This is a genomic window from Flavobacterium sp. LS1P28 (genome assembly GCF_003970335.1).
In the GTDB taxonomy this organism is placed as follows: Bacteria; Bacteroidota; Bacteroidia; order Flavobacteriales; family Flavobacteriaceae; genus Flavobacterium.
This window is the reverse complement of the sequence record NZ_RYDI01000021.1, coordinates 1-13,894: the sequence shown is the minus strand read 5'-3', so window position 1 is coordinate 13,894 and position 13,894 is coordinate 1. Positions and strand designations below refer to the sequence as shown.

Annotated in this window: 13 protein-coding genes; 11 read left to right on the top strand and 2 right to left on the bottom strand. The window is 36.6% G+C overall.

The window, feature by feature from the left end:
* The first annotated feature begins 1 nt into the window (after nt 1).
* From traJ to EKL97_RS13550, 10 genes are all read left to right on the top strand, one after another.
* On the top strand, nt 2-1,198 hold the full coding sequence (gene traJ, locus EKL97_RS13590; protein WP_126569066.1) for a conjugative transposon protein TraJ: 1,197 nt from the start codon (nt 2-4) through the stop codon (nt 1,196-1,198).
* 19 nt (nt 1,199-1,217) lie between these two features.
* Nucleotides 1,218-1,838, top strand: a complete 621-nt coding sequence (gene traK, locus EKL97_RS13585; RefSeq protein WP_126569065.1) for a conjugative transposon protein TraK — start codon at nt 1,218-1,220, stop codon at nt 1,836-1,838.
* A gap of 14 nt (nt 1,839-1,852) precedes the next feature.
* Nucleotides 1,853-2,350, top strand: a complete 498-nt coding sequence (locus tag EKL97_RS13580) for a hypothetical protein (protein WP_126569064.1) — start codon at nt 1,853-1,855, stop codon at nt 2,348-2,350.
* Nucleotides 2,351-2,354: 4 nt separating this feature from the next.
* Nucleotides 2,355-3,650 (top strand): conjugative transposon protein TraM, encoded by a 1,296-nt coding sequence (gene traM / locus EKL97_RS13575; protein ID WP_126569063.1) that lies wholly within the window; start codon nt 2,355-2,357, stop codon nt 3,648-3,650.
* Between the two features lie 19 nt (nt 3,651-3,669).
* Nucleotides 3,670-4,515, top strand: coding sequence for a conjugative transposon protein TraN (gene traN / locus EKL97_RS13570; protein ID WP_126569062.1), 846 nt, complete (start codon nt 3,670-3,672; stop codon nt 4,513-4,515).
* A 27-nt stretch (nt 4,516-4,542) separates the two neighbouring features.
* The gene (locus EKL97_RS13565; RefSeq protein WP_126569061.1) at nt 4,543-5,346 is read left to right on the top strand and encodes a hypothetical protein; all 804 of its coding nucleotides are present in this window, start codon (nt 4,543-4,545) and stop codon (nt 5,344-5,346) included.
* Nucleotides 5,347-5,396: 50 nt separating this feature from the next.
* Nucleotides 5,397-5,681 (top strand): hypothetical protein, encoded by a 285-nt coding sequence (locus EKL97_RS13560; protein WP_126569060.1) that lies wholly within the window; start codon nt 5,397-5,399, stop codon nt 5,679-5,681.
* Between the two features lie 165 nt (nt 5,682-5,846).
* A complete protein-coding gene (locus EKL97_RS15610; RefSeq protein ID WP_158614935.1) occupies nt 5,847-6,014 on the top strand; it encodes a hypothetical protein in 168 nt (55 codons plus the stop codon).
* A 142-nt stretch (nt 6,015-6,156) separates the two neighbouring features.
* Complete coding sequence (locus tag EKL97_RS13555) at nt 6,157-8,019, top strand: ABC-F family ATP-binding cassette domain-containing protein (protein ID WP_126569059.1); 1,863 nt, start codon at nt 6,157-6,159, stop codon at nt 8,017-8,019.
* Nucleotides 8,020-8,202: 183 nt separating this feature from the next.
* Nucleotides 8,203-9,774 carry a carboxypeptidase-like regulatory domain-containing protein gene (locus EKL97_RS13550; RefSeq protein WP_126569058.1) on the top strand — a complete coding sequence of 524 codons (1,572 nt, stop codon included), beginning with the start codon at nt 8,203-8,205 and terminating at the stop codon, nt 9,772-9,774.
* Nucleotides 9,775-10,434: 660 nt separating this feature from the next.
* Here the strand turns inward: EKL97_RS13550 and EKL97_RS13545 are convergent.
* Nucleotides 10,435-11,985, bottom strand: a complete 1,551-nt coding sequence (locus EKL97_RS13545; protein WP_126569057.1) for an SDR family NAD(P)-dependent oxidoreductase — start codon at nt 11,983-11,985, stop codon at nt 10,435-10,437.
* A 272-nt stretch (nt 11,986-12,257) separates the two neighbouring features.
* Between EKL97_RS13545 and EKL97_RS13540 the strand changes: the two genes are divergently transcribed.
* Nucleotides 12,258-13,046 carry an O-methyltransferase gene (locus EKL97_RS13540; RefSeq protein WP_126569056.1) on the top strand — a complete coding sequence of 263 codons (789 nt, stop codon included), beginning with the start codon at nt 12,258-12,260 and terminating at the stop codon, nt 13,044-13,046.
* Between the two features lie 43 nt (nt 13,047-13,089).
* Here EKL97_RS13540 and EKL97_RS13535 read toward each other — a convergent pair whose 3' ends face one another.
* The gene (locus tag EKL97_RS13535; protein ID WP_126561931.1) at nt 13,090-13,764 is read right to left on the bottom strand and encodes a DUF6565 domain-containing protein; all 675 of its coding nucleotides are present in this window, start codon (nt 13,762-13,764) and stop codon (nt 13,090-13,092) included.
* Between the last annotated feature and the right edge of the window lie 130 nt (nt 13,765-13,894).

Sequence of the window (13,894 nt, the reverse complement as noted above, 5' to 3'; positions counted from 1 at the left end):
CATGATAAAGATAAATAAGGGGGCATTTTTTGCTGTCCTAGGAGTGATATTGCCTTTTACGAGTCAAGCACAAGGGCTGGCAGACGACATGAATAGTCTGCATGGTGTATTGGAACTCTTGTATGACGAGATGATGCCTTTATGTAGCAACCTTCTAGGAGTTGGACAGGGAATCGCTGGCTTTGCGGCCATCTGGTATATTGCCTCTAGGGTTTGGAGGCATATAGCAAGCGCAGAACCGATAGACTTTTACCCACTGTTTCGTCCATTTGTGATTGGGTTCTGTATTATGATTTTTCCTTCAGTGCTGGACATGATTAATGGGGTTATGAAACCTACCGTTACAGCCACTGCTGCTATGGTTGAAGGATCGAACAAAGCTATTGAAGTACTGCTTCGACAAAAAGAAGATGCGCTCAAGACTACTGATCCTTGGCAGATGTATGTTGGTGCAGATGGAAGCGGTGATCGTGATAAATGGTACAAATACACCCATGATGATGCCGATCCTCAAGGGGAAGGAGCATTTGCCAGTATTGGGAGCGACATCAAGTTTGCCATGTCCAAGGCATCTTATAATTTTCGCAATTCTGTAAAAGAATGGATGAGCGAAGTATTACGCGTACTTTTTGAAGCCGCCTCACTTTGTATCGATACGCTTCGAACTTTTCAACTAGTAGTACTATCTGTTTTAGGACCGCTCGTTTTCGGTATATCGGTCTTCGATGGATTCCAACATACGCTGACCGTCTGGCTGGCACGCTACATCAATATCTACTTATGGCTTCCAGTGGCTAATATTTTTGGCAGTATCATTGGCAAGATTCAGGAGAACATGCTAAAGATTGACATAGCACAGGCCAATGATTATGGGGATACCTTCTTTAGCAGGACGGATATTGCGTATCTGGTATTTATGATTATTGGTATTGTAGGCTATTTTACTGTACCCTCAGTTGCTAATTACATTGTTCATGCAGGCGGTGGCGGGGCTTTAGGCCAAAAAGTGACTACTATATTCAGTAACTCCACAAATTCAGCGGTTAACACCGCATCTGGTGGTGCAGGAATGGTAGTGGATGCGATGGGAAATGCCGCTGGACGCATGTCCCAAAGTATGTCTGGTTCAGGTGTTTCGGCTCCTTACTTCAAAAATAAGGACAGCTACATGGGAGATAAGTTAAAGGGCAATTCATAATCCTTAAAAAGAAAATATCATGTTTAGCAAAATGAAAAATATTGACACTGCCTTTCGACATGTTCGTGGTTTTACCATGTTAGTGATAGCTGGTTGTATCATAATCTGCTGCTTCTCCCTTTACAAGAGTTTCAGTTTAGTATCGCAAATGCAGGATAAGGTCTATATACTGGCTAATGGAAAAGCGCTGGAAGCCTATGCCTCGGACAGGAAAGACAATATACCCGTTGAAGCACGAGATCATGTAAAGACCTTTCATAAATTATTCTTTACCCTTGATCCGGATGATAAAGTCATTAAATCCAATGTTACCAAGGCACTTTATCTTGCTGATGACAGCGCCAAACGGATATATGATGATTTAAAAGAAAATGGGTATTACGCTGGTATCATATCAGGCAATATCAGCCAGACCATACAGGTGGACAGCGTAACAATTGATATTAATACCTATCCCTATCAATTCCGGTGTTACGCTATCCAAAATATTACCAGAACTACCAGCATTGCTTATCGTAGCCTGATAACGGAAGGGAATCTTCGCAATGTATCTCGTAGTGATAACAATCCACATGGTTTTTTGATCGAACGGTGGAACACAATTGAGAATCGTGATTTAAGTACCGAAAACAGAAAATAATAAAACTGCTGATTATGAAATTCACTTTAAAAAAAAACAATAAAAATTGTCCTGCTGAGTATGATAGTTTCAGGAGCAGTTTATTACAAAGATTTGATGAAGCGAATCTACGGTTACAATATAAGTGCGCCAACTGGTTAGAGCGTAAGACAGCACATGTATCACGCAAAAGTTGGATTATTATCTTGTTTAGTTTTATAGTGTTTACAGGCGGCTGTAGCATTTACCTGATTGTGAATAGCTTTTCAGGAAATAAAACTAAAAGCATAACTATAACTCCGATTACCAGACCAACCAATGCGGTACCATTTAAAGAAAAATCCATCCAGCTAAATGTTGCCATCAATACAACCGAATTTGAAAAAATTGTTCGCTTTCACAGGTATATGGATAGCCTCGGTCATAGTCCCACAGGGAAAAAACTGCATGACAGTATTGTGCACTACCGTCCCGGACTGCTGGACAGTATAGCCATCGTAGAACAGTATTATCACTCACAATTTAAAAATTAATATCATGGAACAAAAAACAAAATCATTAAAAATGTTAAGACAGCGCAAGCTGTTAGTCGTATTACCGCTATTGGTTCTCCCCTTTGTAACCGTTACGTTTTGGGCATTGGACGGTGGAAAAATGGAGGTTGCAAATTCACAAGCAGTAGAAAAAAAGGGTTTCAATATAAAGCTACCGGACGCGAATCTGAAGGAAGGACATCCATTGGATAAGATGAGTTATTATGATCAGGCTACCCTTGACTCGATAAAGTTTAATGAACTCATCAAAAAAGACCCAAACTATTTGAGCCAATCTTTTCAGGTAGATTCTACTGAAGAAAATAGTGTCAATACTTTTAAAAAAGATAGAACTGGTTTAAATACATCGGTGTATCGTGACCCGAAAGAAGAAAAAGTACGTCAAAAATTGGAAGCATTGCAGAAGGCGATAAATACGCCTGCAGCTCCTCCAATACAAAATCGGGATTATACTAAATATGCAAAATCAAATGAGACTTCGATACATTCCAATGATGTTGACAGGCTGGAACAAATGATGCAATCCATGAATGGACAAAGCGCCGATCAAGACCCCGAATTACAGCAACTCAGCGGAATGCTTGAAAGCATCATTGATATTCAACACCCTGACAGGATGCAGGAAAAATTGAGAAAAGCCTCGGAACAACAAAAAGGACAAGTATTTGCCATCTCTACGAGAAAGCCTGAAGACGCTGTTTCTTCTTTGCAAAGTGCACCGGTAAATGCTACTGCCTTTGCTGGACAGTCCGGACACAATGGATTCTACTCCTTGGATGAACCTGAAAGTCCTGACTTTACACAAAATGCCGTGGAAGCTGTCATCCATGAAACCCAGACTGTTGTAAATGGTTCAACAATTAAATTGAGACTTACAAATGATATTTTTATCAATGGAATAAAAATCCCAAAAGATAATTTCTTGTTTGGAGTAGCTTCCTTAAAAGGAGAAAGACTTGCAATTACCATAAGTAGTCTCAGATATAAGAACTCCCTATTTCCTATTGACTTATCAGTTTATGATATGGATGGACTCAATGGAATTTATATTCCAGGCGCCATCAACCGTGATGTGGCAAAAGCATCTGCTGATCGCTCCATGCAAACTTTGGGTGTTGCAAGCCTTGATGATTCTTGGGGAGCCCAAGCGGCGGGAGCTGGAATTGAGGCCGCTAAAAGTCTGCTGAGTAAAAAAGTAAAACTAGTCAAAGTGGTTGTAAAGGCCGGCTATAGGGTACTTCTTCGTGATGAAAATCAGAAACAAAAAGATTCCAATTAAAAACTAAAAATTATTAACTATGAAAAATTTTAATCTATTGACGATAGGGTATCTACTACTTATTACCATCAGTGCATTTGCTCAACAAACAGACAAAAACCGTCTATCTAAAATTGAATCTGATTCTTTAACAATAGCCTATTCAAAAACGACCAATATTGTATTTCCTTATGCTATTAAAAGTGTCGACAGAGGGAGTCAGGATATACTAGTGCAGAAAGCGAAAGGTCTTGAAAACATGCTGATGATTAAGGCAGCCCAAAAAGGTTTTTTTCAGACCAACCTTACGGTGGTCACTACCGATGGTAAATTATATTCTTTCGTCCTAAACTATGATGAGAAATCGCCACAATTGAATCTCACCGTGAATAAAATCAAACCGGAAAGTCAGGAAATTTATTTTTCGTCTGAAACTGGAAACGAAGAGGATGTTCAAGAGTATTCCAAATTGGCTTTTTATGACAAAAAAAAGATACGAGGTGAAAAGGAAAGCAACTATGATATTGATTTTCAACTCAGCGGAATTTATATACGTGATAATGTTATGTATTACAGGATAAAAGTGACGAACAATTCTAGAATCAATTATGATGTTGACCAGCTACGCTTTTTTATTCGTGATACTAAAAAAGTGAAACGAACTGCTTCACAGGAAATCGAAATTATACCGATCTACATTCTTAATGATGTAGCTAAAATTGAAGGAGTCGCGGAAAATACATTTGTATTTGCACTTTCAAAATTCACAATTCCGGAGAAAAAACACCTAGCCATACAGCTAATGGAAAAAAATGGTGGCAGACATGTGGAACTGCATGTGAAAAACAAAAAACTGGCAAACGTCACCGTCCTGCCTAAACTATAAATTATCAATCATTTAAAAAATTAAGTCATGAACGAGAAAAATTTTGAATACTTAAAAGACCAGGTTAAGTACACCGGTTTCGGTGAAGGACTGGAAAGTGAATTAAAAGCAAATTTGCAAAAAGAGGAACCAAATTTCACCTTAAGCCACAATGCACAATACGGCAACAATACTGCTATGGCTACCTTGAATTTTAAAAAATCCGATCAAAGCGATATGTATTTTTTTAATTCCTACAAGGTGGAATTGCAAAAGGAGAATTCTAAGGAAGCTCTGGAACAAACCTTTTATATCAATAAAGGCAGCAACATTACCATGAAAGAAGCTTTTAATCTTATGGAGGGAAGATCCGTAAACAAAGACCTTACCAATAAAGAAGGAGAAATATACAACGCTTGGGTGCAGATGGATTTTAAACAAGCCGATACTAATGGAAACTTTAAGTTAAACCAATACCATCAGAATTATGGTTATGATCTTGAGGCAACATTGGCTAAATATCCAATCAAGGAACTGGAAAATCCTAAGTATAAAGAGGATCTGATGGATTGCATAAAAAAAGGAAACCTGCAATCCGCTACTTTCTTAAAAGAAGGCAATGAGGTCAAACAATATATTGAGGCCAGTCCACAATTTAAAACACTCAATGTGTATGACGGTAATTTGCAACGAATTGACAACCGTCATTCCAAAGAGGAAAAGCAGTCCGAAGTCAAAAAAGCTTCGGTTAAACAGGATGGTAAAAAGCAAAATCAGAGTAATGACGATGATGGACCTGATGTGCCAAAAGAAGCTAAGAAAAGAAGGAAAAGCCAGTCTAATTCCATGTAGCAGAAAGGGCAATAAGCAAAGTCTGCTTAAAATTAATAAACTAGCACTTAATGGAAACACTAAAACCTTTATCCGATTTCTTTAAGGCAATAAAGAAAGATTACCGTATTAGCATCACGCATATTGGTATCTATGCCGCATTGCTTCAATTTAGAGCGGATAAAGGATTTATTAATCCAATTCAAGTATACAGTTATGAAATTATGGAGATAGCAATGATTACTTCCCCAAAAACATACCATAAATGTATGCATGAACTAAATGAGTATGGCTACATCAAGTATGTGCCAACCCGAAACAGAAACCAAAGGAGCACGATTTATTTCTATATATGACTTTAGATCAGTAAAGTTTGCATATGCGTTAGTCCGATCAATAAAAGAAGGTTAATGATTAATGATAAAGAAGAGAGTCCTTCCACTATGTTTAAAATAATTCTGAAATATTTAAACCTGTAGAAATAACGGTAGTAAAGTTTAATGCATTTAAAAAATAAAAGTATGGAACAATATGTAAATACAAAAGAAGCAATGGTGATTTTAGGAATAAGAAGTCAAACCACAATCGGGAAATATGAAACAGATGGAAAGATTAAAGTATACAGACCCTTTAGTAATAGAAAAAGGTATAAGGTCAGTGAGTTATTAAAAATTCAACGTAAAAGATAGTGTAAAGCTATCTTTTTTTGTTTGATTCAAAAAAGGTATCTTTGCACCGTCCATATTAAACTCCTATTTAAAATTAGAGACCTAATTAGAGACCTCTTAATTTTAATAACCATAAAAGCCCTGTTTTAGGCACTATTACACCATGAATTACTTATCTGTCGAAAATATCTCTAAATCTTTTGGAGAAAGAACACTTTTTGAAAACATTTCTTTTGGAATTAGTAAAGACCAAAAAATCGCCTTCATTGCCAAAAATGGCTCTGGAAAAACGACTATCATGAGCATCATTAACGGTTTGGAAGAATCAGATACCGGACAAGTTGTACTCAGAAAAGGTATCAAAATGGCCTTCCTTTCGCAAAATAACAATTTGCAGGAAGAATTGACGATTGAAGAAAGCATTTTCGCATCGGATAATGAGACTTTGAAAGTGATTGAAGCGTATGAAAAAGCATTAGAAAATCCGGAAGACGAAGAAGCCTACCAAAAAGCTTTTGACGGAATGGATCAGCACAATGCGTGGGACTTTGAAACACAATACAAGCAAATCCTGTTCAAACTGAAGTTGGAAGATTTCAAACTGAAAGTAAAAAATCTTTCTGGTGGACAGAAAAAAAGACTTTCATTAGCTATTATTTTGATCAATCGTCCCGATTTATTAATTCTGGATGAGCCTACCAACCACTTGGATTTAGAGATGATTGAATGGCTGGAAAGCTATTTTACTAAAGAAAATATTACGTTGTTTATGGTGACGCACGACCGTTTCTTCTTGGAGCGTGTTTGTAACGAAATCATCGAACTGGATAACGGAAAATTATACCAATACAAAGGAAATTACTCGTATTATTTAGAGAAAAAAGAGGAACGCATTGCATCAGAAAATTCGAGTGTGGATAAAGCGCAAAACCTTTTTGTAAAAGAACTGGAATGGATGCGTCGTCAGCCAAAAGCGAGAACGACCAAATCTAAATCCCGTCAGGATGACTTCTATGACATCAAAGAAAAAGCACAAAGCCGCCGCCGTGAAAACAAAGTAGAGCTTGAAATTAACATGGAACGTATGGGAAGCAAGATTATCGAGCTTCACAAAATTTCCAAGAAATTCAAGGATCATGTCATTATGGATAATTTCAGTTTTGATTTTCAACGTGGCGAACGCATTGGAATCATTGGGAAAAACGGAACTGGTAAATCTACTTTCTTGAATTTATTGACCGGAAACGTTTCGCTTGATAGCGGTAAAGTGGTGATTGGCGAAACGATAAAAGTGGGTTACTACACGCAAAGCGGAATAAACCCAAAACCGGGTCAACGTGTGATTGATGTAATTAAGGAATACGGAGAATTCATTCCATTGATGAAAGGGAAATTGATTTCAGCTTCGCAGTTGTTAGAGCGTTTCTTGTTTGATGCTAAAAAACAATATGATTTTGTGGACCGATTAAGCGGTGGCGAATTGAAACGTTTGTACTTGTGTACAGTTTTGATTCAGAATCCGAACTTCTTGATTCTGGATGAGCCTACGAATGATTTAGATATTGTGACGCTGAATGTTTTGGAAAGTTTCCTTTTGGATTTTCCGGGTTGTCTTTTAGTGGTTTCTCATGACAGGTATTTCATGGATAAAATTGTGGATCACTTATTCATTTTTAGAGGTGATGGTGTCGTGGAAAATTTCCCTGGCAACTATTCTGATTTCAGAGCCTACGAAGACAGCACTGATGTGGCTCAAAAAGAAGAAAACAAAGCCGAAAAGAAAGACTGGAAACAAAACAATCCAACCGGTAACCTAACGTTCAACGAGCAAAAAGAATTCCAGAAAACAGAGAAAGAAATCAAGGACTTAGAGCTTCAGAAAATAGCTATTGAGCAATTATTTTCGGACGGAAAAATTACTGATGCTGACATCGAGAAAAAAGGAAATGAATTGCAAAACCTCATCCAAAAGATGGAACTCAAAGAAGAGCGTTGGTTTGAATTAAGTGCCAAAATGGAAGGATAAAAAACTTATAATTGTATTCAATTTTTGTAAAAACCCCATCACAAATTACATAATAGTAGCTTGTGGTGGGGTTTTTCGCATGAGTATATTAACAGAAAATTAGCACAATTACATAACTTGAGTATTGAAATAACATATACATTTGACTATCAATTTCAATCATCAAACTGTAAATCAACTCAAATGAACGTAAAATCTACAAACACATCCATCAAAAAAAAATCTAAATTCATACCATACCTGCTCTTGTTGAGTACTATTTTGTTTTTTCAATATTCTTGGTCACAAAATATTTCAGTAAAAATAATTGATGCAACTACTAAAGAACCTATTCCCTACGCCACCATCAATATTGATAAAAAAGAGCATTTGATTTCAAATGCCGAAGGTTTTTTTAACCTATCTGAAACTGCAATTCAACACGAAAATACACTAATCATTACGTATCTTGGATATAAAAATCTTGAAGTTAAGGTGAGTCAATTATCAAAACTAGATTATATCATAGCACTCACTCCTACTATTTTTGAATTAAATGATGTACAAGTAAATGGTGAAAAACCAAATCCTTATGTTATCATGGCTACGGTAAAGGCTAATCTTTCTATAAATTATAGAAATACCGATAATCCTATTAAAGACATGTTATTTGTGAGAAAATCAACGGCGACATATCCTAAAGAAGTTGTAGTTGATATAAATCAGTCGACAGGTTTTTCAAAACAAGCGCTTAAGCAAGTCAATAGTGATGTTCAAAATTTCACCAATGCCTTAATTAAATCACCCCCAAAAGAGTATACAGACATGTTGTGTAATTTATTTACTCATACTATTAAAAAAGATAATAAGTCATTTGAATCGCATAAAATTAACGTTCTTAAAGCAACTGTTCTCAAAAATGAAGGAAGTACAACCTCATCAGAAGAGTTGAAAGAAATTGGTATAAAAACAATGTTAAAGCACTTAGATTCTACAAAGTATTACCGCATTAAAAGTGGACTCATCGGTTCTCGAGATACTATTTCTTTAAGAAAAGATTTCAACAAAAAGAAAACAAAATCTAAAACAGCAGATCAAAGTACGCTTTTAACAACTACCAAATACAATTTAATACAATTCATCAAGAACAATAATTTAGGTAAATCTTCTGAGCATGATTTTATAAATAATCCAGAACTGTACACTTACAAATTTGAAGGAACTACTTTTACTGAGGATAACGATTATGCATTTGTACTTTCATTTTTACCAAAAAAAGGTAGTGCAAAATTTACCGGTAAACTCTACATTAATGAGTCGGATTATGCAGTTCTTAGAGCTGAATACCAACTTGATGAAGGAGAAAATCTACACAATGTTAATTTAAAATGGCTTTTAGGCATTAAAGTAGCCCAAAATAACAACAAAGGAATTTTAATGTTTCGCAAAAAATCTGAAAACAAGAATTATTACTTGCATTATGCCTCTGAAGAAAATGGGAATTATTTTTATATAAACCGACCTTTGAAATTTATTGAAATCACCAAAGAAGACAAAGACATTCTATCATTAGACATAAAATATGAAGGAAACTCTACGACTAAAACTGAATTTTTAAATCTATCACATTCCCTTGTAACAGATACTGATGTTACTAAAGTTGTTGAAAATGAATTCAACATTGTATCCTTAAAATCATACGATCCTAAAATATGGAAAGGATACCATGCTATTGAACCAGTAGCAGAATTAAAGCGTTTTAAAGTTAAAGAATAATACCTCATCACAATGTTTCTGTATCAAATCTTTTTAAAAACTAGATTCAACTAATTAAAAAAAAACCTCATCAATAAAATTGAAGAGAAAGAGGAACGCTGGTTTGAACTGAGCGCGAAGATAGAAGGCTAGAGTCATTGCAAGGCACGAAGCAATCCCATTTTTTGCTCTCGTTATGTGATTGCTTCGTGCCTCGCAATGACAAAACTGACTAATTATCAAAACACAACCCCAATATTTTTAGCGGTAACGCTAGAAATGTTGGGGTTGTGTTTTTTAGGAAAAACAGTGATTACAAATTAGTAAGAAATATTAGAATTAATAAAAAGTCCATTTGATGCTTTGTAGTTTTATTTTCACAGCTATCCGAAAGTTTTAATAAAAATCAAAAGTTCCCTTCCTAGCTCATATAAACAGGCTCTAAGTATTTTATTACCCTGAAAAAAAGTCTGGTTTAAATATAATTTCAGATTTTTTCCTTATTTTTTTAGCAGCCCCGCTCTTCAAAGCATACAATAGTTCTTGATTATGCTGCGCAAATGTCTCTGACTTTGCGCTCACAATAGTAGTCACAAAACAACCACAGCAAAATCCAATTCTACTGTGGTTGTTTTATTCTATATCCTTTTTTAATTCCCCCTTCGGGGGTTAGGGGGATTTCTACCAAGGAATCGGATTGTAATCTTTCAAAAACTTCCCGCACCAATGTTTTCCTGTATTAATACCGTCAAACAACGGATCCATCACTCGTGCTGCTCCATCCACAATATCCAATGGCGGTTGAAAATCCTCTTCTTCCTGTTTTCTTTTGGCTAATTCTGCAGGATCTTCGTCGGTTACCCAGCCGGTATCAACCGCATTCATAAAAATGCCGTCTTTTGCTAAAGTTCCTGAGGAAGTATGTGTCAGCATATTCAAAGCAGCTTTGGCCATATTGGTATGTGGATGACGGTCTTCTTTGAAAAAGCGATAAAACTTCCCTTCCATCGCCGACACATTAATGATGTGCTTTTTCCCAGTGCTCTCTTTCTTCATCACTTCCGAAAGGCGGTTACATAATACAAAAGGCGCCACGGAATTTACCAGTTGCACTTCGATCATTTCTGTGGTTTCTATTTGTCCCAAACGTAAACGCCAGCTGTTGGTTTTTCTTAAATCGACTTGCTGTAAATCGGCATCAAGTTCCCCTTCCGGGAAAACTTCATTTGCCACCAAAGCATTATCAAACGAATACGGAATTTGAGACAATTTAGCGGAAGCCCGCAACCCAATTCCAGGTTCTGGTCCGTGCCAAGTCACCGGCATATTCTGATTGGAGGAAGCCCCTGCCGTCAACACTTTTAATTCATCCAGACAATTCGTATGATCCAGTAATAATTCCTGTGCCTGTTGCGGCAAAGAAGCAATGGAACGCTCCTCATTTTCCATTAGATGCGTATAAAATCCCGCAGGACGCCTCACCGTTTGCGCTGCATTATTAATCAGAATATCCAAACGATCGTATTTTTGCTCTATAAAATTGCAGAAAATCTCTACACTTGGGATGTGTCGCAAATCCAATCCGTGAATTTTCAAACGATGTCCCCAATCCATGAAATCGTCTTCCTTAGAAAAACGCAATGCGGAATCCACCGGAAAGCGAGTTGTTGCAATAACGGTTGCTCCACCACGCAACAACATCAACGTAATGTGATATCCAATTTTTAGACGAGAACCTGTGATAACGGCAACTTGCCCATTTACATCTGCGGTTTGAAAACGTTTGGCATAATTAAAATCGCCACAATCGGTACACATTGTATCGTAAAAATGGTGCATTTTAGTAAACTCCGTTTTACACACGTAACAGTTTCGTGGAGTTTCCAGTTCCAATTGTTCTTTGTTCACAAGATCATTGTAAGCCAAAAGTTTTGGCGCCATAAAAACACTTGCTTCACGCGCATGGCGGATTCCGGTTACCTTACGGGCGGTTCGGTCTCGTTTTTCCATTTTGCGTTTAGCAGCCACTTTACCGTCTTTTTTTCTCCGGGAAAGCTCGTCACGATCGGGTCTGGAAAACATACCTGCCGCTTTGATTAAAGCGGTGCGTTGCTCTTTTGGAATATCAAATATTTGATCCGTATCCGTATTCAATTGTGCTAAAATAGCGATGCAGCGGTCAATTTCTTCAGAGCTTATCGTAGTTTTATGTTCTATTTGTTCAATCATCATCGTAAAAAAAATGGATATTATTCTTGTGTAAATTCCAAGGCTGCAAATATAGCCTTTTTAAAGTCGTAATGTTTCGAAGCAATACTGTCGGAAGTCGAAGCGCAAAGATGATAGAATTGTATTTTGACTTTCGACTATTATCTTACTATCTTCGCACCCACAATGTTCTTTCACCAAGATGCACGAAGCAACCGCAAAGATTCACAAAATTGAAAAACTCAGTGTATCTTCGTGTTTTCTCTTTGAGAATCTCTGTGTAACAAAAAAGTTCCATGCTGTTTCAAATCAAATCGTATTTACAATTCCTTTGGCACTCAAAAAATGAGCATGCGGTGCATTCGCCATTTGTGTTTACTTTATTGACGAGATGCTTTTATGATAAAAAATCAAAACCGGAATATACGATTTTAAGAGAATATAGAAACTCGCTTTTAGCAAACAATAATACCATTGAAGTCACTGATTTTGGTGCGGGTTCCAAAGTGTTTAAATCGAATTCCAGAGTTATTGCCAAGATTGCCAAAACAGCAGGGATTTCTCCCAAGCGAGCTGAATTACTTTTTAGAATCACCAATTATTTTCAACCGGACTCTATTTTAGAAATTGGAACTTCATTGGGATTGGCGACTTCTGCCCTAGCTTTAGGGAATTTAAAAGCCCAAATAATCACTTTAGAAGGTTGTCCTGAAACCGCTAGACAAGCTCAATTGCAATTTAAAAAATTCAATTTCAATACTATATGTTCCGAAATAACAGAGTTCAGTACTTATTTACAAACCGAAAGCCTAAAGCCTAAAACCCATAACCTAATTTACTTCGACGGCAATCACTCCAAGAAAGCAACATTAGACTATTTTGAAGTATTACTTCCTACCATTACGAACGAAACCCTTTGGATATTCGATGACATCCACTGGTCGCCAGAAATGGAACAAGCTTGGGAAATTATAAAAAACCATCCCAAAGTAACGGTAACAATTGACACATTTCAGTGGGGATTGGTATTTTTTAGGAGAGAACAACCAAAAGAACATTTTGTGATTCGAACCTACAAAAAGTGACAGCCATTGCTGACTGCCATTTTCAATATCGAATAACTACTTTTTATTCTTTAGCTTTTTTCATTTCTCCAGATTTTGCTCCCATTCTGTTTAGCGTATAAATTGGTGCAAATTTTAATTTTAAACCCGAAATTTTTCTGTTATCATCCACTGAAAGTCCTTCTTTTTCAACTGTATTTTTTCTACTGTCCAATGCTTCATACATCAATTTGATTTCGTCCCAGTCTTCACGAGAATACTTATCTTTATTCGTTTCAACTGCATCTACAAATTGCTGGTACACGCTAAGAACATTGTCTTTATCCACCCAGACAAAACTCATATCCTCACCCACTTTCCCTTCACCAAATAAAGCATTCCTCATTTGTTGTTTTGGGTTTGCAGCAGCGGCGGCTTTATCTTGAGCCTCTATTTCGGCTTCGTATTTTGCTTTCAAAGCCTCGTATTTAGCATTTGCTTCATCAAGGTATTTCTGCGCCTCCGCATTGTCTTTCATATTTGCCAATGCTGCCTTTGCATTACCACTTTTTAATTGATACGTAGCTTCAATTCCTTGCCAGTTTGCTTTAGCATTCTCGGAAGAAACATTCCCTAATGAATCCACATACATCACATAAGAATCCACTATTTTCTCCGCTTGCTCTGTTTTTTCATCTTTACAGGAGGCAAATCCTAAAGCGACTACCGCTATTCCTAACACCATTTTTGTACTTTTCATAACTTCTTGATTTGATTAATACTTTTAACAAAAATAAATAATATTATTATATTATGCGAATCAAGGGTTAAAAAATTAAGCTAATAAAAGCTGCTGCAATTTTTCCAAATAGATGGATTAGCAAACCTTT

Coding starts and splice junctions, on each gene's coding strand:
- EKL97_RS13550 (WP_126569058.1), top strand. CDS start 8,203: ATGAACGTAAAATCTACAAACACATCCATCAAAAAAAAATCTAAATTC.
- EKL97_RS13545 (WP_126569057.1), bottom strand. CDS start 11,985: ATGATGATTGAACAAATAGAACATAAAACTACGATAAGCTCTGAAGAA.
- traJ (WP_126569066.1), top strand. CDS start 2: ATGATAAAGATAAATAAGGGGGCATTTTTTGCTGTCCTAGGAGTGATA.
- EKL97_RS13555 (WP_126569059.1), top strand. CDS start 6,157: ATGAATTACTTATCTGTCGAAAATATCTCTAAATCTTTTGGAGAAAGA.
- traK (WP_126569065.1), top strand. CDS start 1,218: ATGTTTAGCAAAATGAAAAATATTGACACTGCCTTTCGACATGTTCGT.
- EKL97_RS13540 (WP_126569056.1), top strand. CDS start 12,258: ATGCTGTTTCAAATCAAATCGTATTTACAATTCCTTTGGCACTCAAAA.
- traN (WP_126569062.1), top strand. CDS start 3,670: ATGAAAAATTTTAATCTATTGACGATAGGGTATCTACTACTTATTACC.
- EKL97_RS13535 (WP_126561931.1), bottom strand. CDS start 13,764: ATGAAAAGTACAAAAATGGTGTTAGGAATAGCGGTAGTCGCTTTAGGA.
- EKL97_RS13580 (WP_126569064.1), top strand. CDS start 1,853: ATGAAATTCACTTTAAAAAAAAACAATAAAAATTGTCCTGCTGAGTAT.
- EKL97_RS13560 (WP_126569060.1), top strand. CDS start 5,397: ATGGAAACACTAAAACCTTTATCCGATTTCTTTAAGGCAATAAAGAAA.
- EKL97_RS15610 (WP_158614935.1), top strand. CDS start 5,847: ATGGAACAATATGTAAATACAAAAGAAGCAATGGTGATTTTAGGAATA.
- traM (WP_126569063.1), top strand. CDS start 2,355: ATGGAACAAAAAACAAAATCATTAAAAATGTTAAGACAGCGCAAGCTG.
- EKL97_RS13565 (WP_126569061.1), top strand. CDS start 4,543: ATGAACGAGAAAAATTTTGAATACTTAAAAGACCAGGTTAAGTACACC.